Below are 22,697 nucleotides of genomic sequence, written 5' to 3' on the forward strand. Positions count from 1 at the left end.
GAGGCAACGGATAGCTATGTATCAAGCGGGTGGAACAATAAGATCATTACTCGACAAGGTTGCTGAGCAGGAATACCTGTTACCGGCCATCCAGCGAGAGTTTGTATGGCGACCAGAACAGATCTGTCGTCTATTTGATAGCCTGTTGCAAGGTTACCCGTTTGGGACCTTTCTATTCTGGAAGATAAAACCAGAGAACCGGGTTAGCTATCAGTTTTATCAGTTCATGCAGCATTACCATGAGCGAGATAACTACCATTGTGAAAATGTCACTCAGTTACCGGAACGTGAGTTTATTGCCGTCCTAGATGGACAGCAGCGGATTACTGCTTTGAACATCGGCCTACGCGGCTCATTTGCGTGGAAGCTGACAGGTAAATGGTGGAGCAATGATGACGCCTTCCCTGTGCGCAGGCTTCACTTAAATCTGTTAAGCCAGCCCGACTTAGAAACTGGGTCGATGTATGACTTTGAGTTCCTGACCGACGATAAAGCCTCTCTGGATGCTTCTGAACAATACTGGTTCCGTGTAGGCCGGATCATGGAAGAGGAAGAAGATGCACTTATCGATGAAGTTGCTGATGATGCCCGGTTGAGCTCGGAGCAACGCAAAGAGGCTCGCTCAACTCTTCGTCACTTGTATCGAACCATCCATGACAAAGACAAGATTTCGTTTTATGAAGAAAGTGATCAGAGCCTAGAACGTGTTCTGAATATCTTTATCCGCATGAATAGCGGCGGTACTACCTTGTCCTACTCAGACTTACTACTTTCAATAGCAGTAGCCCAGTGGAGCTCGTTAGATGCCCGTGAAGAAATTCATGCATTAGTGGATGAGATGAACCGTGTTGGTGATGGATTCAACGTATCAAAAGATCTCGTGTTAAAAGCAGGCTTAATGCTCTCTGACATCGGTAGCGTGGGCTTTAAGGTTGAGAACTTTAACAAGGAAAACATGGCGATTCTGGAAAAGAACTGGATGCCAATTCGTGATGCGTTATTGCTCTCAATGCAGTTGCTGGCAAGTTTTGGTTTTAATGCACAAAACCTCAGAGCAACAAGTGCCATCCTCCCGTTGGCCTATTACCTGCACCACCGAAAGTTAACGGCAAGCTACCTTTCTAGGGTTGAATATGCGGTCGATAGAGAATGCATCAGAAACTGGCTTATTAGGTCGTTGTTGAAAGCGTCAGGCATCTGGGGAAGTGGTTTGGATACTCTGCTTACTATGCTTCGCTCAGACATCAAACAATCGGGTGATACGGGTTTCCCGCTAGCGAAAATTGAAGCGACCATGCAACAGCGTGGTAAATCGTTGCGCTTTGACCCAGAGGAAATCAGTGAACTAGCACAGTTGGATTATGGTAATCCGCGTACCTTTGCCTTGTTGACATTGTTGTTCCCTGGATTCGATTTTTCACGACACTTTCATGTGGACCACATCTACCCCAAAGGTTTGTTTACACGTAACAAGCTTGCAAAAGTTGGTGTCCCAGCTGAACAGCTAGATGAACTCATCGAAGCATCTAACAAGCTGCCAAACCTTCAGCTGTTGGAAGGGACTATCAATAATCAGAAGCGGCAAAAAATGCCCCATGAATGGTATGCGCAGCAGTGGCCTGATGTGAATGCAAGACAAGCACATCTGCAATCACAAGCCATAACATCATTACCTGAACAACTAAACCAGTTTATGGATTTTTACCGTGAGCGTCAGGAAACACTGCTTGCCCGCATTAGAACTGCATTACAACCCGCAAGCAGCATAGAGACATAGTAAGAGGCGCAAGATCATATGAATACGAACAACATTAAAAAATACGCACCAAAAGCGCGCCGCGAATTTATGGATGCGGTTGCTAAACGATTAAACACCTTTGGTATCACCGCGAATAAAAAAGGCGAGCTACAAATTGCAGAGGCGAATCTACAAGGTTCTGTACTTCAAATCGCCGGTAACAGTTTTGACGGTAAACTGGCTGAGCCCAGAAAACGCATAGTGGCCAGAAGCCAGAAGCTGGGGTATGCACAACTTATTGAACAAATAGCTTATACCTGGTTCAACCGTCTGTGTGCTATTCGCTATATGGAAATCCATGACTATCTAGGCCACGGTTTTCGTGTTTTATCGCACCCAGACAATCCTAAAGGCTTTGAAATTATCGACCATGCGCAAGATGCTGCGGATGAACTCGGATTAGATAGAGCTCGCATTATCGAACTCAAGCTTGCGGGCAACAAAGACGAAGAGCTTTATCGTGAACTGCTGTTGGGCCAGTGCCATAAGCTTCATGAAGCGATGCCTTTCTTATTTGACGCATTGGACGATGAAACTGAGCTTCTTCTACCAGACAACCTAACACGTACCGACTCAATTCTGCGTGGGTTGGTAGACAGCATTCCTGAAGAGGACTGGCAACAAGTCGAAGTGATTGGTTGGCTTTACCAGTTTTACATTTCTGAAAAGAAAGATCAGGTAATGGGTAAGGTGGTCAAGAGTGAAGACATCCCTGCCGCCACCCAGCTATTTACACCCAACTGGATTGTGAAGTACCTGGTACAAAACTCAGTCGGTCGTCAATGGCTGCAAACCTACCCAGACTCTGCCATTAAAACGCAGATGGAATACTACATTGAGCCTGCTGAACAATCTGACGAAGTTAACCAACAGCTAAAGGCTATTACGCCAGAATCTATTGAACCTGAAACCATCAAAGTACTCGATCCCGCTTGTGGTTCGGGCCACATATTGATTGAAGCCTACAACGTACTAAAAGCGATCTACGAAGAACGTGGTTTCCGCTCTCGTGACATTCCAAAGATGATTCTGGAGAACAACCTCTACGGCCTAGACATAGATGATCGTGCAGCACAGCTATCTGGCTTTGCGCTGATGATGATGGCTAGAGATGACGATAAGCGTATTTTTACCCGTAATGTGCGACTCAATGTACTTTCATTGCAGGAAAGTAACCATATTGACCTGCCGACCTTATGGAAAGCACTCAATCTATCGGGAAGTTGGCAAAGCGGCACATCACAAGGCTTGTTCTCAGATGATAATCAAGATTTAAGCTCCTTCAATGCAGACAACCGCTACCAACTGCTGAAGCGAACGTTGGCAAGGTTCACTCAGGCCAAGACCTTCGGTTCTTTGATTGATGTTCCAAGCGATGAGCATGAGCAGCTAAAAGAGCTACTGAGCACGCTTGTCGAGCTTCAAGAGTCAGGTGACTCAATGCAAAAGCCTGCGGCGAAGCAATTGATTGAAATTGTGCATCAGGCATTGGTTCTGTCCATTCGTTACGATGCTGTTATTGCGAATCCTCCGTATATGGGCAGCAAAGGTATGAATGCAGACCTTAAAGACTTTACTAAAACGCAATACCCTAATAGTAAATCTGACTTATTCGCCATTTTCATGGAGCGAGCATTCACATTACTATTTCGAAATGGGTATAACGCTCAAGTCAATATGCAGTCTTGGATGTTTCTATCTAGTTATGAGCAACTAAGAAGTAGTTTATTAGAAGAGCAAACTTTCATCACTATGGCTCATTTAGGGCCACGGGCTTTTAGTCAAATCAGTGGTGAGGTTGTTCAGACTACAGCTTGGGTTATTAAGAATAATCACGTAGAGAAATATCAACCTATATTTTTTAGATTAGTTGACGGAAACGAAGAAGAAAAAAGAAAGGCGTTGTTGAATCGGGAAAATAAGTATTCGTCATCCGTTCAGTCTGATTTCAAGAAAATTCCTTGTAGTCCTATTGCTTATTGGGTTAGTGAGAAATTTAAAAAGATATATGAAAATGATTCTGTTAGTAGCGTAACCATATCTGATGGCCAGAATAAGACAGGGAATAACGATGTATATTTACGATGCCACTGGGAAGTTAATTCCAATGATGTCGGAATAGACCGTAAATGGTTATTTTATGCTAAAGGAGGTGGTTTTAGGCGTTGGTATGGGAATTTAGTTGAGGTGATTGATTGGTCGGAAGGTGCAAGACTACATTATAGACGAGATAAAATTTGTAGAATTATTCCTGATTATCTTTGGTATGAACCAGGAATCACATGGGGTTTAATCACATCCTCAAAACCAACATTCAGAACGCTACCTGATTTCGCTACATTTGACGTAGGTGGTTCATCGATATTTTTTAAAAATCACGATGATATTGACTTTTTCCTTGCGTTATTCAACTCGACTGTTGCACTTAAAGCTTTGCTAATCAGCAATCCAACACTGAATTTTCAAGTGAAAAACATTCGGGATCTTCCGATAATGGCAGCAAAAAGTAGAGCTGATTTAATTTCATTATCTAAAGAAGCCCAATCAATTTCAAAAATTGATTGGGATTCGAAAGAGACCGCTTTCGAATTTAGTGGTTTTCCTGGAATTAGTGAAATCATAGAGAAAAGGAAATGCGGCCTAATAGCTTCCTACATGAAGGAAATTGAGTTGCGAGGGAATAGGTTAGTTGAAAGATTAAAATTTATTGAAGAAAAAATAAACCTAGTTATAGCATCGGAGTATGAATTAGTTGATGAAATAGATTGCTCCGTTAGTAATGAAGAAGTTAGTTTGAATTGCAATCCAAGTTACATTGGAATAAGCCTTGCTAGCGGTTATGATTCAATGAGAGCGATAGTTTTACCTGAATTGATAAGCTATTGTATTGGTTGTCAGATGGGTAGGTTTACACTTAACTCAGTAGTTAAGGATAATAGTGATGAATTGCAAAATGTAGATCCATATTCAGTTGATGATGACGGTATCATTCCTTTAACCGACCAAGAATGGTTTAGAGACGACGCAACCAATCGTTTCCGTGAGTTTGTTCAAGTCGTTTGGGGTGATGATCATCTGCAAGAAAACTTGGATTTCGTTGCCGAATCACTATGCCTAAATGCCATTAAACCGAAAAAGTCTGAATTAGCGTTGGAGACGATTCGCCGTTATTTATCGACTCAGTTCTACAAAGACCATCTGAAGACTTACAAAAAACGCCCTATTTATTGGCTGTTTAGCTCAGGCAAACAGAAGGCTTTTGAGTGCCTGGTTTACCTGCACCGTTACAACGAGGGCACGCTTTCACGTATGCGTACCGAGTATGTCACCCCGTTACTAGGCAAATACGATGCTTATGCAGAGCAGCTTGAGAAGCAGATTGAAACGGCAGATTCAACCAGTGAAGCAAACCGCTTCAAGAAAGAGTTGGATGCCTTAATCAAGAAACAGGTCGAACTACGAGAGTTTGATGACAAGCTAAAACACTACGCTGATATGCGTATTTCACTGGATCTCGATGATGGCGTGAAAGTGAATTACGGCAAGTTTGGCGATCTGTTGGCTGATGTTAAGGCCATTACTGGTTCGGCCCCGGAGGTTAACTAATGCAGATTAGCGAATTGGCACAAGGTGTCGCTGCCAAGCTCGAACAAAGCCGCATTGTGTTTTGGTACGACCCAGAGCAAAGCTTTACTGAAGAGCTTGAGCATTTAGCTAATTCTTTATCGCTTGCAAAAGAATCAGGTGATAAAGCGGCAGATATAACTGCTAGGGTACTGCCAAATGATTTGACCATCCTCAATATGGGCAATGAGTCTGTATTGGCAGTGAAAAAACGCATTGAAGTAGATGAGCGTGAAGCTAAATTCCTTATCTATTTTCCAAGCGTTGAGCCAGAGCCTGATCGTGATTGGTTGCTAGACGTGCGTTTGTATAGCGAGCAGTTTTTTGCTGATCACAGCTCAATGATGCTTAATGAGCTAGGTATCCCGAAAATGGCGCTTCGCACGCACATTCGTAAGCGCCAGAGTTTTTTTGCCAATAAACAGCGCATAGCCGGTTTAAAAAAGTGGGTGACTGAGAACGAAGACGAACTGTCGTTAGACAGGAAGATGATGGCAGTGGTTGTAAAAGCTGATTCTGCGTCTTTGTCGGACATTCTGCTTGGGTTACTACGCGAGTATGCGGCTTATATCGAAGATGAAAGCCTTGGCCAACCTTTATGGAGCCAGCTAAGTAAGTTTGATCTTGAGACCTCACTCTGGGCATATCTGAGTGAAGGTTTTGGCTATACAGTCGAGGAACCAACCTTCTCAGACTTCGTGTTGAAATTATTCTGTACTGAATTCTGGAGCCAAATTGAAGGTGTTGAACGCGATTGGTTGCTTAACAATGTTCTAAAAAGCGCATCAGGCCGGGCGACAGCCTTGGCGTTTATGGTGAGCTGGCGCGACAGCCGGTCTTTCGCCGTTTACTACGAAAGCATCTCTAAGGTGCTTAGCCAACAGTTGGAAATTTCGACTCGTGCTGGCCAGTACCATCCGGTTGAGCTTATCGAATGCGAAACGTTCGAAGCTGTGGAGCAGGCCATAATCCGTGGTTTAGTTCGTGATTTGCTCGATAACAGTAAAGCGCTAGACCGGGTTCAGTTTGATACGGTCTTATCAAGACGTCTTGCTAGCCACTGGACATTGTCACGCAAAGAATACTTCGCAATTTATGAAGCTATCCGCAACGCTGAAGAGTTAATGCACTTGCGAAATCGCTATGTGGACGGGTTCCACTTTGATAACGCGAAAGCAATATACGACGCCTATACCACAGACATTTATCGTTTTGACCAGGCTTACCGTTTGTTCAATGAGCATGTGCACTCTGTATTGAGTAAAGGTGCAGACATACTGCGTCAGCTCGACGACGAAGTCGAAAGCATTTATACCAACTGGTACTTATATGAGCTTGGCCTTGCCTGGGATCGTCACTTGGCTAATGAGAAATTACTTGAAAAGTGGCAGATTTCTGGCGTACCGCACCAGTATGACTTTTATGAAAAAGAAGTTCGCACACGACTGAGTCTGAAACAGACAAAACGCGTGTTTGTGATCATCTCTGATGCCCTGCGTTTTGAAATTGCGAATGAGCTTGGCGCTATCATTAACAACGAGAAGCGATTTAAGGCTGAGGTGTCTACGCAGTTGGGCGTTTTGCCGAGTTATACCCAACTTGGGATGGCGGCATTATTGCCTCATAAGGCGCTCAGTTACCAGCCAGAGCAAGGCACGGCTGTTTATGTGGATGGTATTTCTTCACAGGGTCTAGACAATCGCAACGCCATCCTACAAAAAGTAGGTGGTATGGCAGTGAGTTCTAAGGAACTGATGAGCTGGAGTAACCAGGAGGGGCGTGACAAGGTTCGAGACGTAGAAGTCGTTTATATCTATCACGATACCATTGATGCGATTGGTGATAAGGCTGCAACTGAAGAGAAAACGTTTGAAGCCTGTCGTAGTGCCATTGAAGAGCTAAAAGACCTCGTTGGGCGGGTCATCAACCGTCTAAACGGCAGCCGAGTTGTGATCACCGCTGACCATGGCTTCCTCTTCCAACAGAAAGCACTTGTAGCGGCTGATAAAACCTCATTGAAAACTAAACCTGCTGGCGCGATAGAAGCCAAGAAGCGTTACATCGTTGGTAATAACTTGCCTTCAGATGAAGCCTGTTGGAAAGGTTCAATTAGCGATACGGCTCATGGCTCTAGTGATACCGAGTTCCTGCTTCCAAAAGCGGCTCAACGCTTCCACTTCGTTGGTGGTGCCAAGTTTGTGCACGGTGGAGCGATGCTACAGGAAGTCTGCGTACCGGTACTACATGTGCGAGAGCTACAGAAAGAACAAGCAGCAAAACATGAGAAACAACCGGTAGGTGTTGTAGCAGCCACTCAGCCCATCAAATTAGTAAACAATATCGACAAGGTCAGATTTATTCAGACAGACCCTGTAGGCGAGCGTTTTGTCGCACGGTTGTTGGATGTCTATATCGTCGATGCACAAGGTAATGAAGTATCCAGTCGTGAAACGATTAACTTTGATAGCGTGAGTAAAGTGATGGATGAGCGTACTCGTGAAGCTAGGTTAAAGCTTATTGGCTCTCAGTTCGACAGGAATGCTCAATACACATTAGTACTAGAGAATGCGGAAATGAGAACGCGCTATAGCCAATACGCGGTAACCATTGATTTGGCATTCCAAGATGATTTTTTCTAAGGCTGGGGTGAAACATGACAACTGATTTTTCACAAGATCATAAAGACGAAAAAAATCAGGTGCAAAGCGCCGACTTAGACGCATTGCTCAATCAATATTTTAAAGGCCGTGTCGTTCGAAAAGATCTGACAAAGCAATTGAAAGAAGGCGCTAACGTCCCTGTCTATGTGCTTGAGTATTTACTAGGCATGTATTGTGCGTCCGATGACGACGAAGTCGTAATGCAAGGCCTTGAGAATGTGAAAAAAATCTTGGCTGAGAACTATGTCCGACCAGATGAAGCGGAGAAAGTGAAGTCACTGATCCGTGAACGCGGCACGTTTAAAATCATCGACAAAGTAAGCGTTAAGCTCAATCAGAAAAAAGACGTCTATGAAGCTGCGTTGTCTAACCTGGGGATCAAGGATGCCCTTGTACCGACCAAAATTGTACAAGACAACGAAAAATTATTAACTGGTGGTATCTGGTGCATTATTACCGTGCAGTATTTCTTTGAGGAAGGTCAGAAGACATCACCTTTCTCCATTATGAGTTTAAAACCGATACAAATGCCGTCCATGAACATGGATGAGGTGTTTTCAACCAGAAGACATTTTAGTACCGATCAGTGGATGGATGTGTTGCTTCGTTCCGTGGGTATGGAGCCAACCAATTTAGAGCATCGGGTGAAGTGGCATCTTATTACTCGCATGATCCCATTCGTTGAAAACAACTACAACGTTTGTGAGCTCGGACCAAGAGGGACAGGTAAAAGCCATGTCTACAAAGAGTGCTCACCAAACTCATTGCTTGTCTCGGGTGGACAAACAACTGTGGCGAACTTGTTCTATAACATGAGCTCACGCCAAGTTGGGTTGGTCGGAATGTGGGATGTTGTCGCCTTTGATGAAGTAGCGGGTATTAATTTTAAAGACAAAGATGGTGTCCAAATAATGAAAGATTATATGGCGTCAGGGTCTTTTGCCCGTGGTCGTGATTCAATCGAAGCGAAGGCTTCCATGGTATTCGTCGGTAACATCAATCAAAGCGTTGAGACACTGGTGAAGACTAGTCATCTATTGGCACCTTTTCCTGATGCCATGATTGACACTGCTTTTTTTGACCGTTTCCATTCCTATATCCCTGGATGGGAAATACCGAAGATGCGTCCTGAGTTTTTCACCAATAGTTACGGATTAATCACAGACTATCTTGCTGAATACATGCGTGAAATGCGCAAAAGAAGTTTTGCGGATGCTATCGATAAGTTCTTCAAACTCGGTAATAACCTTAATCAGCGTGATGTAATTGCTGTACGCAGAACGGTTTCGGGCTTGTTAAAGCTACTACACCCCGACGCACAGTACACAAAAGATGATGTAAGAGCCTGCCTGACCTATGCGCTGGAAACTAGACGTAGGGTCAAAGAGCAATTGAAAAAGCTTGGCGGAATGGAATTTTTTGATGTGCACTTTAGCTACATCGATAACGATTCATTAGAAGAATTCTTCGTCAATGTTCCGGAACAAGGTGGCAGCAAGCTAATTCCTGAGGGCTTACCTCGCGCTGGTGTTGTGCACTTGGTTACTCAGGGAAGCACTGGGCAGCTTGGGTTATATCGCTATGAAACCCAGATGATGGCTGGTTCTGGTAAACACTCAGTGTCTGGCCTTGGTTCGAATACCGCAGCGAAAGAAGCTGTGCGTGTTGGCTTTGATTATTTCAAAGGTAACCTGAATAGAATCAGTGCGTCGGCGAAGTTTTCTGATCATGAGTATCACCTCCATGTTGTTGAGCTACACAATACAGGGCCAAGTACAAAGTCATCGCTCGCTGCATTAATTGCGTTCTGTTCAATTCTGATGAACCGACCGATTCAAGAGCAGATGGTTGTTTTGGGTGAGATGACATTAGGTGGTGTCGTCAATCCTGTTCAAGATCTTGCAGGAAGTCTTCAATTAGCTATGGACAGTGGCGCAAAGCGTATTTTACTCCCAATGGCCTCAGCCTCAGATATTCCAACGGTTCCTGCTGAGTTGTTCTCAAAATTCCAGATCAGCTTTTATGCAGATCCCGTCGATGCCGTGTTTAAGGCGCTTGGGGTTAATTGATTAGGTGTCGTTTGACGCGCCATTTTATGGAGTCATTACAGGTATGTTTACCAAAGCTCGTTTCTTTAAATGTGCATTGCAGGTGAATCCGGCAGGATACATAAAATATCGTGGGCAACAGCAGACCATCACGGAAGATGAATATAACCAAAATCTGCTTGCGGCATCACTGGAAGCGGGCATAGAGGTCATTGGATTAGCTGATCATGGTTCAGTAGATGGTGTTGATAAAATCCGCAATCTTTTTGTTGAGAATGGGATTGTTGTTTTCCCCGGATTTGAGATTGCGTCAAGCGAGAAAATTCACTTTGTTTGTCTGTTTGATGAAAACAAAACTTCGCAAGAACTTGAACGGATTTTGGGGCGTCTCGATTTACTTGATCCAGAGGATGGTATATTGCCGACCAACCTCACAGCAATTCAGCTGATTGATAAAGTGAATGAGATAGGTGGATTTATCTTTGCCGCACACTGCATAAATGATGATGGTGTGCTCAGTCGAAAAATGAACCATGTTTGGAAACATAAAGGTTTGATGGCAGCTCAGATACCAGGCGACAAGTCGATTGAAGATCTCAAAGGAATAGAAAATGATTTCTACCGTAAGGTCTTCCTCAACAAAGATCCTAACTATAAGCGCGAGCGCGAAATGGCTGCTATTAACTCCTCAGACGTTGCAAAACCAGAGGATATCAAAGCATCGGGGGCTTCTTGTTTGATTAAAATGACCAACCCTTGCTTTGCTTCCTTTAAGCAAGCCTTTTTAGATGCAGGTTCGAGGGTTCGTTTGAATTCAGATAAGCCAGAAAGCTATGCTTCGGCAATTGAGCGTATTCGATTTGTTGGTGGCTATCTGGATAGCGTCGATATTGAACTATCGGACCATCTCAATGCTGTGATTGGTGGTCGTGGCACTGGTAAGTCAACCTTGTTGGAATGTATTCGCTATGCTTTCGGATTAGAACCTAAAACACCTAACGCAATCAAACAGCACAAAAGTGTCATTGATACTAACCTTGGGAAAGAACGAGGTTTAGTTGAAATTACGTTGCGTTCATCAGTTATGCACGCTCGCAGATTCAAAGTAAGCCGAAAACACGGTAGTGATCCGGTGGTGGTTGACTCCCAAGGAAATATATCCCCCTATCTTCCAACGGATCTTTTGCCTGGTATAGAGCTTTACGGGCAAAACGAAATCTATGAAATGACACGAGATGAACAAAGTCGTCATCAGCTCATCGAACGTTTTCTTGAGGGCGAACATGAAAAGTTTGATGCAGATATCGCTGACGTTTTAGCAAAGTTAAAAGATAATCGAGAATCCATCAAGCGAGTCCTAGGTCAGAAAGATGACATTGAAGCAGAGGTCGAGCGCTTACCTAAGTTATTGGATCAGGCAAAACAGTATCAAGCATTAGGTATAGATGAAAAGCTGGAGCTTATTCCAAAACTTGAAAAAGAAAAACAATTGAATGATCAGATTGGTGAGGATGTTGCAAGCGTCCAACTGGCTATCGATGCGCTCAAAGACAGTTTGCAAGATACCTTGTATTTAAGTGATACCAATTTGGATGGCTTACCTCATGCTGAGCTCTTGAAGCAGCAGCGTGAAGTTTTGAATGCCCTGAAAACGGGCGTTCAACAGACATTAGTACAGTTAGAACAGCTAACTTTAAATGCAAATCAACAGTTGTTACCGGTCAAGCAATCTTTATCAGGAAAGCAGCAGCTTGAAGAGCAAAAACTTGAGTTGGCTTTTAAGGATATACCTGTAAGCCAGGGTAAAACTGGCCGACAAATTGGTGCTGAATATCAGACTCTGTTAAAACAAATTGAGCAGATACGCCCTAAACAAACCACCTTGCAAGATCGCCAGACACAAATTGACGAATTGTACAACTCGCGAAAGAAGCTGCTTCTGGAGTTAGAACAACACACAAGTGCGCGTGCGAGTAGTATTACTAAATCTGTTAAAAGGTTAACAAGAAAACTGGAGCAGAAGGTACGGCTTACCCTACAGCCAGAAGGTGGCCGCCAAGAACTTGTGAATTTTCTGACTGGGTGCAATTTAGAGGGGGTTGGGCCTAAACGTCTCGCCTGGGTATTAGAAGGGAACTTCTCTCCAAGCAGTTTAGCCTCGACTATCCGTCAAGGAGAGTCGGAGCTAGGACGAAAGTTTGGCATATCAGGCACTGTTGTTTCAGCTTTAATTCGTCTTCCAGAAGTAAAACTAATGGAACTGGAAGAATTGCAGTTACCGGATACCATGGCGATTGAGTTAAATGTGACTCATGGAGAACGAGAAGCTGTATTTAGGTCAATTGATGAATTATCGACGGGACAGCAGTGCACTGCTGTTTTGCACTTATTGCTGTTGGATAATCAAGACCCATTAATCCTTGATCAACCTGAAGATAATTTGGATAACGCATTTATAGCTGAAAGGATAGTCGCAGAACTACGTAGGGCTAAACTGAGTCGTCAGTTTCTATTTGCAACCCATAATGCCAATATTCCTGTTTTCGGTGATGCTGAATGGATTGGCGTTTTGAGCGTAGAAGAAAATAAAGGGCTAATTCTTCCAGAGCAACAAGGTGCGATCGATGTTCCCAATGTTCAGGCTTTAGCCGCAGATATATTAGAGGGCGGGAAAAGTGCATTCAATCAGCGTCGTGAGAAATATGGATTCGTGTAAGCATTGGATTGAAGCTCTGCAATTATACCGTCAGGTAAAGTCTATTTAATCTCTGACGTCACCGACATGCGTAACCCTATGATCATCTATGATTACCAACCGAGCCGCAAAGTGCAGTGCGTCCAAAACTTTTTAGCCGATTACTCTGGCTATTTACTCTCGGATGGCTACAGCGCATACGACAAGCTGGAAAACGTTACTTAAGCCGCTTGTATGGCGCATGTGCGCAGAAAGTTTACCGATGCCCAAAAAGCTTCACCATCGAAAAAAGCGGGTAAGCCCGAGAAGGCGCTTAACTTTATTAGCAAATTATATGGTGTAGAAAAGAAGGCAAAGGGACTCAATACGGAGTCTCGTCATAAACTAGACAAGAAGAAGCTAAGCCCATTTTAGATGAGTTCAAGCAGTGGCTTGAAGATCAAAACGTTTTACCAAAAGGATTACTCGGAAAAGCGATTACCTACACTAAAAACCAGTGGCCTAAACTACTCACTTACCTAGCAGATGGTGATATTAGTATCGACAACAACGTGACTGAGCGAGATATCAGACCGTTCACAACGGTCGAAAAAATTGGATATTCTCAATTTCGGTCGGAGGAGCAAACGCCAGTGCAAACTTGTATAGTCTGGTGATGACTTGTCGCGCTAACGATATAAATCCGTATTATTACTTCCAGCACCTGTTCACTGAGCTACCAAAGCGTAGCCCGACAGATGAAGTGTCGGATCTTATGCTGTGGAACGTGAAAATTAGTGGAACGGGGTAAGGCTTCACTGGTTCATTAACCGCTTACAAGATAAATATCCATTTAATGGTTTGAATTAAATAAAAAAAGAATACCATAATAGCCATCTTCACGGATATCCGTAAAGATGGCTTAAAATAGAGTTTAGTTTGATTAACGTTCTAGCTTATGGATGTCATTGGGGTACCTCGACATTCTTTATTTCCCGCCTTGAGGGATGAAAGCGGTTTGACTCTCATGTTGTTGTCCTATCTACCCACCCGTATGATAAACATATCCTCCACTGTGAAAAATTCCGCCTTGTTCAAGACAAACATCACGTCCATAGCGTTCATAGTCAAAGTAATGGGATAAATGACCCAGTTGTGCTAAATCATAACAACCACTTTCTTCTATCCAGTAATAACCTAAATCATATTCATTATTGACCCCCGCTAATTGCTGGAAAGAATCCAAGTTATCCGCTAAATGAATTAAATCATGGATTGAACTCGTTGAAGAACCGATTTCAATTGCCGCCTGATAAAGGTCAATTTCATCAGGCGATAACATGGCTAATTGCGTGGCTAACTCGTTCAACTCATCTAAAAGACTGTATTCTGAAATGTAAGAAGAAAGGCCATCAATGGAGGATTCATAGTCGGTCAAAAAATACTCTTCATAGTGAATACCATCAATGCCAATCCGCATTAAACAGTGTTCGATCTCTTTTGAGGTTGCCGGAAGTTCAAGCCACTCACCAACTAGTTCACCTTCGTTATATTTTCCTAAGTTAGTAATAAAAACAGAAATCATTCCCGATTTTAGGCATGGGGAAGCCGTCGCAGTTATACGCATATTCGTGTCCTATTATTGATGTATTGTGATTTAATTAATGGCGATATTTTGATAAAGGGATCTATTTCCCTTTAGAAGATGATATTGATATAAAAAGCCAATCAGCTGAAAAACAGGCAACTCGCTTTAAAAATGATTAATGACGTTTTAGAGCAGGATAATGAGTTGCCTTACAATCCCGATAAGATGTTATGCTTTTTACCATGATTTATTTTTGCGCGGGTTAAAACGAAAAAAGCCCCTGTCCAATAAACTAGGGTCAGTTCAATCATCACGCTATGAGGCTATTTTCAGCAAAATGATGAAATGTTTTTGGCATGATTTAGACTTTATGGAACAATTGGGTATTATAGTCAGATTAGACCGCATCAATATAACGGTGGCTTAACGCCCAATGAATCAGAACGATTATATTGGGAAAGCTCTAAAACTGTGACCAATTTTTGTTGACCACTACACCCAGACGACCGTAAAATTCAGGATTATCGTTCAGCCTATAACGATATTCGTGATTGGCAGCGAAAAGAGCGAGCAGCGAATCAAAAAATATCGCTATCAACCAAATGTATATTCACACTCGATACATTCATAACGATCAAATACCACGCATCTAAGGTTGCACCAGTGACAGCCCCAGCAGTAGCTCCAGCTACTAAACGTCCAAATAGAGCGCCTACCGCAGCACCAGCAATCGTCCCTACAACAGGAACAGCAGAGCCGATAGACGCTCCAGCTAGTGCACCTGATACGCCACCAGCAACAGCTCCTGTCTTTTTCCCTATATGACGTTCACGAATGCGAGTTGAATCGCAGGCCGGGCAACGAATGTAATTTTCCATGATAATTTCCTTTTAGGTTGATTTAAAAGCAAAAAAGCCCCAGTCCGTGAGGACAGAGGCTTTCAGTGATAAAGCTTCTTTATTGAATGAGATGTATTACGATAAATCGTGGTTAGTTATCATGCGTTTTGACGATTAAAATTCCCATGAAGAATATTTCCACCATTTCTCAATGAATCGATATAGTCGGCATACCACTGCATCATTTCTCGTCTACCTTCAAGATATTGCGCATGGTTATAGGTTCCACGTATCGCATTTTTATTGCTATGCGCCAGCTGTGTTTCAATCCAAGCGCTGTTAAAACCTTTCTCACGATAATCCTCATCTCGTGGCGGAGACCGTGTCCTGTTAGCCTTCCTTCATACCTAAGCAATTAAATCGCTTTCTTGACTAACCAGCTTTTGATGAGTATCTAGCAAGGTATGCAAAACTGTATCTGCAAGCCTCACACTATCTCATTGCCTAATTTAGCAAAACTAAACGGCGAAATTTCCCTTTCCCTATTCGCATCCAGATAATCAGCCCACCATTGCACCATCAGTCGTCTTTCCTCAATATGCTCAGCCTTATGAATATAAGCAGCTCTTACTGAATTGCGTTCTTGGTGGCTCATTTGCCTTTCTACTGCATCCTTCGACCATAGCCCTGACTCAATCAACGAGCTACAAGCCATCGTTCTGAAACCATGTCCACAGACTTCGGTCTTAGTGTCATAGCCCATCACACGTAACGCGTTGTTAACAGTGTTTTCACTCATTGGTTTTCTAGGATTGTGATCGCCGATAAAGATCAGTTCGTGGTTGCCACTGAATTGATAGATCTGTTTTAAGATCTCAATGGCTTGTCGGCTTAAAGGGACTAAGTGAGGAGTACGCATTTTTGATCCACGATGAGAGTGCTTAACCCCTTCTATCGCTTCGCGTTCAGCAGGGATCGTCCACATGGCATTATCAAAATCGATTTCATCCCAGCGAGCAAAGCGCAATTCACTGGAACGAATAAAAACTAACAAGGTAAGTTTGACAGCAAGTTTAGTTAAAGGTCTTCCCTTATAATCATCGATACGTTGTAAGAACTCGGGTAGACGTTTAAGCTCTAAAGCGGCTCTGTGGACTCGTTTACCTGTCGCAACTGCACCCGCCATGTCTTGCGCTGGGTTATAGTCGATTAAACCGCTTTGTACGGCATAACGCATTATGGCTGTCACACGTTGTTGTAAACGTGCTGCAACCTCAAGACGTCTAGACATCTCTACGGCTTTAATCGGTTCAAGGAGATCACGAGTGTTTAGTTTGGCAATATTGCGTTTACCAATAGCAGCAAAGATATTGTCCTCAAGGCTTTTAAGGACTCGATGGCTATGCCCTTCTGACCACTTTTTATTGGTCGCGTGCCAATCACGAGCTACCTTCTCAAAGGTGTTAAATTCCTTTTGCTGTTCTTCCTTTAATTCTTTCTTGAGCTCGCGAGGATCGATACCTAAAGCGACTTGCTTTCTGGCAGCATCCCTTCTTTCTCTTGCATCCGCTAAAGAAATTTCAGGGTATACACCAAAAGCCATCAAGTGTTGTTTACCGCCAAAGCGAAAACGGAAACGCCAATATTTAGAACCATTGGGGTGAATATAAAGAAACAAGCCATCACTGTCTGTCAGTGTATAAGCTTTATCTTCAGGTTTAGCTGCACGAACTTTTGTATCGGTTAATGCCATATTCTTTATCCTCTTCACCCCAGAGTGAGTATATAAACGAGATATCTCAGATTACAGTCGATGATTTCGAGTTACATAAACAACTAAGTATCTACGCCAAAGGCTGCGCCTGCATTGCTTTAGCATTGGTAATTCGAGATATAATGAGTATACAAACATTATCGAAGCGAAGATATACTCAGTTATATACTCACTCGGAGGTTGATGTGGGTTGAGTTAAGTTGACATACATTGACTGAAAACGCGGGGGAAGCCTTGCAAATACTGGATTTTAGATACAAAAAAAGACGTCAGTTGACGTCTCTTGATGTTCTTATGGTGCCGAAGGCCGGACTCGAACCGGCACACCCGAAGGCGGTTGATTTTGAATCAACTGCGTCTACCAATTCCGCCACTCCGGCACTGAAGTGATGTGTTTCTTGGAAAACGCTGCCATTATACTTGCCTTGTGTCTACTGGCAACACTTATTCTTGAAGATCAAGTCTGTTCGATTAAAAAAAACGCATATTGCTAAAATCACATGATAAGAGAAAGAAAGCTTCTTTTGTTTATATCTTCATTAGCCGATATGGTAGCTTTCCCTAACTATTTTTCTTATCACAACGCTGGGTCACTGGCGATAGACAATTATTTTTGTTAGTTTATCCGCAATCTAATACAAACATTAAGGCTTTATCATGGGTTTTGTTGGGTGGATAGCGACAGGGATCTTTATTGGCATCTTAATTGGTGTGGTAATGAAAATTTTCGCTAAGAAAAAATAAGATTGGCTGAATAGCCATTTGCAAACAATCATATCGGCTGGCTTCAAACATGAAGAAATCATTACTAAAAATTCTGTCAGTATCTGCGTTGTCTTTAGCCTTGATGGCATGTTCAACAACGACCAAAAAAACACCAAAATTTCTGCAAACGAATGATATTGCATCTACTGACTGGCAGGTTTTTGAAGGAGATAGAAGGACCTACGAACGCGTTGCTAAAATTGTCGATTTATATGCCAATCGTATTTTTAACGAAAGCGACGCCAGAGGTATGGCAATAATTGTTATTGATAATAACCAAGTTTTATCCCGTTATTATGGCGAAACAGCACCCGGCAATGGTAAAAAACCGGGGCCAAATTCACTCATTCGCATAGCATCAATTACTAAATTGATGACGAGTGAAATATTAATCAAGCTTGAACAAGACAAAAAGTTATTAATTACTGACCCGCTGCAACAATATGCCTATCATGGTGTTACTGTGCCTGATAACGCCAGTGGGCAGCCGATTCGCCTCTACCACCTTGCAAGCCACACCAGTGGCTTACCTCGTGAGCAACCAGGCGGAAAATGGGGGCGTCCTGTATTTATTTGGCCAACCCAAGATAACCGCTGGACATGGTTAAAAACAGGCAAATTAGATGCGACGCCAGGCACTGAGGCATCCTATTCTAACCTTGCATATGACTTATTAGCTGATGCCATGGTGAAAGCATCAGGTCATTCTTACCCACAATTGTTTAGTCATTATGTCACCTCCCCAGCCAAAATGACCAATACCACCTATACACCCAATAAAGCTCAATGTGCACGTTTAATGGAAGGCACTAAACCAAGCCCTTGCCATAATACACTTGCAGCAGCAGGAAGCGGTGGTGTGTATTCAACCCCAGCAGATATGCAAAAGTGGATGCAACAATTTTTATCGACAGATAAGAGCTTAAGGAAAGTCACCGCGGCTCGTGAGCAAGGCATCTATTTCCCTCGCGAAAAATTGTTAGAAATTAAAGGAATGGACGTCGCTGGCCATGCGGATGGGTTAGGCCTTGGGTGGGTTTATATGAAACCGAAGAATGGCACTCCAGGAATTTACCAGAAAACAGGCGGCGGCGGTGGGTTTAATACCTATATGGCGATGATCCCACAGCAAAACATTGGGGTATTTGTCGTCATGACCCGAAAAGATAGCAGCAAATTTAGTAAGTTAACTATTGGCGTTAATGAACTCGTCGCTTCGCTATCTTCTAACCACGCATATGGAAAACATTGAAGGAGTACCGCCAAAGCATTACAAACAATGGCGAGTTACACCCCGACCCTAAAACGTGGATTTACCCGCATTATCTCATTAATTGCGACAACAGCCTGATATATTCAGGCTGTTTTTGATAATTTTACTACCCATTTTTAAAATCAATTCATTCAAATTCCCGATAATCTTTTAGCCTTCCATTAACACATCCAGAGCTAAAATGAAAACAAAAAACCACGCGATAACATTAAGTTGTCAGGCTACACAATGCCCAAAAATTAGCCAATTTGAATTGATAGAAATTTTGAATAGTATTAAAGGCCATTGTACTAAAAAACCAGAGTACGTAGAGAATAGGTCTATTGCTACTCAATACCCCTACAAATATTTAGATGGCTCAGAATTACAAGCTATCAAAGCTTACCGACAAGAAGAAAGGCGAATATATCGGGAAAAGTGCCAAACGGCTTTTAAATTTAAACGACAAAATAGTATGAAAGGTGGTTTTTTTTCACTTGCTCAGCAATTAGCAAACCGGAGTCGCCAAAATATTTTAGCTATTGATAACCAAAGTCATATCTCAGGAGCCAGAAAAAAGTTATTTCAACCCCAAACAAGGGTAGTCGCCTTTATCAGTGCATTAGGTTACGCAATAGTTGGTTAATAATAACAGTATTAATGCCTTATTATTCAAGCTATTTCTTATATTTATAATCGTTTTATGCAATGTTGTAAGCTGATTCAAGGCTAATCTTAATCCCTCTTCTACTTGATGAATAGGAATTAAAATGCGTACTTCTCCATTTTTTTTACATCATATAACACGGCCCTGTACCATTAAACAGGGCAACGTTTCTGAGTTGGTTCTCCAACTTAGAAGAATCCATAACCACCAAAACATATTCCCTGCCCCGCAGAAACCGACATCAGTAGAAATAAATCTTGGATCACTCAATTCTCATCCTTTAAAAAACAATCAAAAGAAATTAGAACAAACACCTGAATATAAAAAACTTGTCTGTGAAGCACGAAAAAAAGTACAAACCTCATTCACAGAGCAAGAATGGAAAAAAGCTTATCTTATTCGCCAGTCATATACGGCGAATGGCGGTATTTTTTCTTGTGCTCAACAGTTAGCGAATAAAAGTCGATTGAATGTTATTGGGATTAAAGGTGAATATATCAGTACATCTGCAGATAATAGGCAACAACAAGTTTTATTCCGTCCTCAGAATAAACTATTAAGAATTATCAGTAAGTTAGGAAACTTATTACTAAGTAAATGACGACAAAGAAAAAGGCTGTGATACCCGAAGATACACAGCCTTTAATGACCTATAAAACGCTATTTTCGTTTCACTAATAAAACAATACTGACAATTAGGAACAATAAGCTTGGCAAGATAGCTGCAATAATCGGTGGTACTGAATAAACAAGGCTCCAGTTACCAAACCCTTGGTTTAGTACATAAAATAAGAAGCCGCCCACAATACCTGAAATAACACGTACCCCCATTGGTACAGTGCGTAATGGCCCGAAAATAAACGAAACGGCCATTAACATCATGACAGCGGCAGAGAGTGGCGCCAATATTTTTTTCCACATACTTAATTCATAAACAGCAGCAACTTGACCACTTTCTTTCAAGTAAGAAACATACTGATATAAGCCACGAATAGATAACGAATCCGCATTCAAAGAAACTATCCCTAGTTTTTCTGGGGTAAGGTTAGTTTTCCAGTCAACCGTCAACCGCTGTGAACCCGTAATTTTTTTCTCACTGCTTAATATTGACTCATCCACTTGAGATAACACCCACTGTTTATTTGCCGTGTCATACTCCCCACTTGAAGCAAACATCACCGAGTTAAGTTTTTGTTGCTTATCAAAACGGTAAATCGATACATCTTGAATCGATGTTGCGTTATTAATACGCTGAATGTGTATAAAGTCGCGGCCATCTTTTGCCCACATTCCCTCGTCAGTAACCACTAATGAATTACCAACGATTTTTTCTGCACGGTAGTTTCTCGCCCATTGCTCACCGGCTGGTGCAATCCATTCACCAATGAACATCGCCACGATAACCAGAGGGATAGCCGTTTTCATCACCGCAAGGGCAATCTGTAAACGGGTAAAACCAGAAGCTTGCATGACCACCAGCTCACTACGTGAAGCGAGTGCACCTAAGCCCATTAACGCCCCTAATAAGGCCGCCATCGGGAAGAAAACATCAATATCTTTTGGTACCGTAAGTAAAGTAAAAACCCCCGCGCTCAACGCAGTGTAATCACCATCACCCACTTTACGCAGTTGCTCGACAAATTTAATAATCCCAGCGAGTGAAACCAATAAAAAAAGCGTCACCAAAATAGAATTTAGGATGGTCCGACCGATATACCTATCTAAAACACCAAACATCAGGCAACCCCTTTACTCAATTTAAGACGCATACGGCGCATAGGAACAGTGTTCCATGCATTGAGGATCACCGCTAAGACTAAATACCCTAAGTTCACTGCCCACATGGTATACCTTGGGTCAATATCACCTTTATCTGCACTATTGCGTAACGTACTTTGCAGCAAAAAGAAGATGAGGTACAACAGCAGCGCAGGTAACATACTTAGCACCCGACCTTGACGTGGGTTCACTTCACTTAGAGGTACCACCATTAAAGCCATGACGATAACCGAGAAAACAATCGTTAAACGCCAATGAAACTCTGCATTCACTTCAGGTGTATTTTCATTCCACAATTGCAGCATATTCTTTTGCTCAACGCGGTCATTACGAGCCTCACCTGTTTGATGATCGACTATGGCTTGGTAATTGACAAAGTCAGTGATACGAAAATCACGTAATAATGCCGTCCCCTCGTAACGGGTCCCTTCATTAAGAATGACCACTTGACGGCCATCAGGGTCTTCCTTCATATAACCACTTTCGGCAACCACTACAGAAGGGCGCTGTTCATTCGCAGCACGTAACTGCGCTAGGAAAACATTTTTGAAATTACTCCCTTTTACATCACCAATATACAAAACATAGTTGCCGTCTTTTGTGGTTTTAAACTGCCCTTCCACCATTGCGGCTAAACCTGGGTTAGCTTTAGCATCCGCTAACACTTGTTCTTGATATTGAGATGACCACGGTAGCATCCACGTAATATTGGCAACTGCCACCATGGCGGTAATCATGGCCAGCACTAACGCCGCTTTGACCAAAACACTTTTCCCTAAACCGCAGGCGTGCATTACCGTAATTTCACTTTCAGTATAAAGCTTACTGTAGGTCATCAATAGCCCAAGAAATAGGCTTAAAGGTAAGATAAGTTGCGCCATTTCAGGCACACCTAACCCCAGTAAAGGAAGTACTAAGTTTGATGGAATATTGCCCTGAACGGCAGCGCCCAGAATATCTATCGACTTCTGGCTAAAAAAGATTAGCATCAATACAAAAAGTATGGCTAACTGACTTTTCAGGGTTTCCCGTACCAAATATCTAATAATGATCACGCTTATTACGCCTGTGAAAACTTGTCTTTTGGGTAGAAAATGGCTAAGTTCGTTCAATGTCTGCCATTTACTAACATATACTCTAGTTTATTGTATGGCTAGAATGATATAAAAGCATTCTCTATACTGATTAAAATATCAGAACATGCTTAATATTCGCGAAACCAAATATAC

At 42.5% G+C, this 22,697-nt stretch carries 13 protein-coding genes, 1 tRNA gene and 2 pseudogenes; 9 read left to right on the plus strand and 7 right to left on the minus strand.

Annotated elements, in window-relative coordinates; genetic code table 11:
* Positions 1-16: 16 nt before the first annotated feature.
* From P3L56_RS18980 to tnpC, 6 genes and pseudogenes are all read left to right on the plus strand, one after another.
* Positions 17-1,777: a DUF262 domain-containing protein gene (locus P3L56_RS18980; protein WP_272686028.1), complete on the plus strand. Its 1,761-nt coding sequence runs from the start codon at positions 17-19 to the stop codon at positions 1,775-1,777.
* Between the two features lie 18 nt (positions 1,778-1,795).
* A complete protein-coding gene (gene pglX / locus P3L56_RS18985; RefSeq protein WP_272686027.1) occupies positions 1,796-5,404 on the plus strand; it encodes a BREX-1 system adenine-specific DNA-methyltransferase PglX in 3,609 nt (1,202 codons plus the stop codon).
* The gene (gene pglZ, locus P3L56_RS18990) at positions 5,404-8,061 is read left to right on the plus strand and encodes a BREX-1 system phosphatase PglZ type A (RefSeq protein WP_272686026.1); all 2,658 of its coding nucleotides are present in this window, start codon (positions 5,404-5,406) and stop codon (positions 8,059-8,061) included. Before pglX ends, pglZ begins: the two co-directional genes overlap by 1 nt.
* Positions 8,062-8,075: 14 nt before the next feature.
* A complete protein-coding gene (gene brxL, locus P3L56_RS18995) occupies positions 8,076-10,151 on the plus strand; it encodes a protease Lon-related BREX system protein BrxL (protein WP_272686025.1) in 2,076 nt (691 codons plus the stop codon).
* A gap of 43 nt (positions 10,152-10,194) precedes the next feature.
* Positions 10,195-12,846, plus strand: a complete 2,652-nt coding sequence (locus P3L56_RS19000; RefSeq protein ID WP_272686024.1) for a TrlF family AAA-like ATPase — start codon at positions 10,195-10,197, stop codon at positions 12,844-12,846.
* Between the two features lie 75 nt (positions 12,847-12,921).
* Positions 12,922-13,615, plus strand: a pseudogene (gene tnpC, locus P3L56_RS19005) (IS66 family transposase); the annotation flags it as partial.
* A gap of 231 nt (positions 13,616-13,846) precedes the next feature.
* Here tnpC and P3L56_RS19010 read toward each other — a convergent pair.
* From P3L56_RS19010 to P3L56_RS19030, 5 genes and pseudogenes are all read right to left on the minus strand, one after another.
* Positions 13,847-14,431, minus strand: coding sequence for an antirestriction protein ArdA (locus P3L56_RS19010; protein ID WP_272672323.1), 585 nt, complete (start codon positions 14,429-14,431; stop codon positions 13,847-13,849).
* A gap of 539 nt (positions 14,432-14,970) precedes the next feature.
* Positions 14,971-15,270, minus strand: a complete 300-nt coding sequence (locus P3L56_RS19015) for a hypothetical protein (protein ID WP_272686023.1) — start codon at positions 15,268-15,270, stop codon at positions 14,971-14,973.
* A 119-nt stretch (positions 15,271-15,389) separates the two neighbouring features.
* Positions 15,390-15,637, minus strand: a pseudogene (locus tag P3L56_RS19020) (tyrosine-type recombinase/integrase); the annotation flags it as partial.
* Positions 15,638-15,718: 81 nt separating this feature from the next.
* Positions 15,719-16,984, minus strand: a complete 1,266-nt coding sequence (locus P3L56_RS19025; protein WP_272686022.1) for a tyrosine-type recombinase/integrase — start codon at positions 16,982-16,984, stop codon at positions 15,719-15,721.
* A 316-nt stretch (positions 16,985-17,300) separates the two neighbouring features.
* Positions 17,301-17,385, minus strand: a tRNA-Leu gene (locus P3L56_RS19030).
* A 413-nt stretch (positions 17,386-17,798) separates the two neighbouring features.
* Between P3L56_RS19030 and ampH the strand changes: the two genes are divergently transcribed.
* The 3 genes from ampH to P3L56_RS19045 all read left to right on the plus strand — a co-directional run bounded on the left by ampH (position 17,799) and on the right by P3L56_RS19045 (position 20,290).
* The gene (gene ampH, locus P3L56_RS19035) at positions 17,799-19,022 is read left to right on the plus strand and encodes a D-alanyl-D-alanine-carboxypeptidase/endopeptidase AmpH (protein ID WP_042845677.1); all 1,224 of its coding nucleotides are present in this window, start codon (positions 17,799-17,801) and stop codon (positions 19,020-19,022) included.
* Positions 19,023-19,224: 202 nt separating this feature from the next.
* Positions 19,225-19,668, plus strand: a complete 444-nt coding sequence (locus P3L56_RS19040; protein WP_129466590.1) for a hypothetical protein — start codon at positions 19,225-19,227, stop codon at positions 19,666-19,668.
* Between the two features lie 124 nt (positions 19,669-19,792).
* Positions 19,793-20,290 (plus strand): hypothetical protein, encoded by a 498-nt coding sequence (locus tag P3L56_RS19045; protein ID WP_198860977.1) that lies wholly within the window; start codon positions 19,793-19,795, stop codon positions 20,288-20,290.
* Between the two features lie 59 nt (positions 20,291-20,349).
* Here P3L56_RS19045 and lptG read toward each other — a convergent pair whose 3' ends face one another.
* Both lptG and lptF read right to left on the minus strand, forming a co-directional pair.
* Positions 20,350-21,426, minus strand: a complete 1,077-nt coding sequence (lptG, locus tag P3L56_RS19050; RefSeq protein ID WP_071548680.1) for an LPS export ABC transporter permease LptG — start codon at positions 21,424-21,426, stop codon at positions 20,350-20,352.
* The gene (gene lptF, locus P3L56_RS19055) at positions 21,426-22,523 is read right to left on the minus strand and encodes an LPS export ABC transporter permease LptF (RefSeq protein WP_042845684.1); all 1,098 of its coding nucleotides are present in this window, start codon (positions 22,521-22,523) and stop codon (positions 21,426-21,428) included. Before lptF ends, lptG begins: the two co-directional genes overlap by 1 nt.
* Positions 22,524-22,697: the final 174 nt, after the last annotated feature.

This window comes from Providencia sp. PROV024 (assembly GCF_032709665.1).
Taxonomy (GTDB): Bacteria; Pseudomonadota; Gammaproteobacteria; order Enterobacterales; family Enterobacteriaceae; genus Providencia; species Providencia huashanensis.

What these genes read in the sequence shown, in the direction of transcription:
- P3L56_RS19010 (WP_272672323.1), bottom strand. Translation starts at nt 14,431, where the DNA reads ATGCGTATAACTGCGACGGCTTCCCCATGCCTAAAATCGGGAATGATT.
- brxL (WP_272686025.1), top strand. Translation starts at nt 8,076, where the DNA reads ATGACAACTGATTTTTCACAAGATCATAAAGACGAAAAAAATCAGGTG.
- ampH (WP_042845677.1), top strand. Translation starts at nt 17,799, where the DNA reads ATGAAGAAATCATTACTAAAAATTCTGTCAGTATCTGCGTTGTCTTTA.
- P3L56_RS19015 (WP_272686023.1), bottom strand. Translation starts at nt 15,270, where the DNA reads ATGGAAAATTACATTCGTTGCCCGGCCTGCGATTCAACTCGCATTCGT.
- P3L56_RS18980 (WP_272686028.1), top strand. Translation starts at nt 17, where the DNA reads ATGTATCAAGCGGGTGGAACAATAAGATCATTACTCGACAAGGTTGCT.
- lptG (WP_071548680.1), bottom strand. Translation starts at nt 21,426, where the DNA reads ATGTTTGGTGTTTTAGATAGGTATATCGGTCGGACCATCCTAAATTCT.
- P3L56_RS19045 (WP_198860977.1), top strand. Translation starts at nt 19,793, where the DNA reads ATGCGTACTTCTCCATTTTTTTTACATCATATAACACGGCCCTGTACC.
- pglX (WP_272686027.1), top strand. Translation starts at nt 1,796, where the DNA reads ATGAATACGAACAACATTAAAAAATACGCACCAAAAGCGCGCCGCGAA.
- P3L56_RS19040 (WP_129466590.1), top strand. Translation starts at nt 19,225, where the DNA reads ATGAAAACAAAAAACCACGCGATAACATTAAGTTGTCAGGCTACACAA.
- pglZ (WP_272686026.1), top strand. Translation starts at nt 5,404, where the DNA reads ATGCAGATTAGCGAATTGGCACAAGGTGTCGCTGCCAAGCTCGAACAA.
- P3L56_RS19025 (WP_272686022.1), bottom strand. Translation starts at nt 16,984, where the DNA reads ATGGCATTAACCGATACAAAAGTTCGTGCAGCTAAACCTGAAGATAAA.
- P3L56_RS19000 (WP_272686024.1), top strand. Translation starts at nt 10,195, where the DNA reads ATGTTTACCAAAGCTCGTTTCTTTAAATGTGCATTGCAGGTGAATCCG.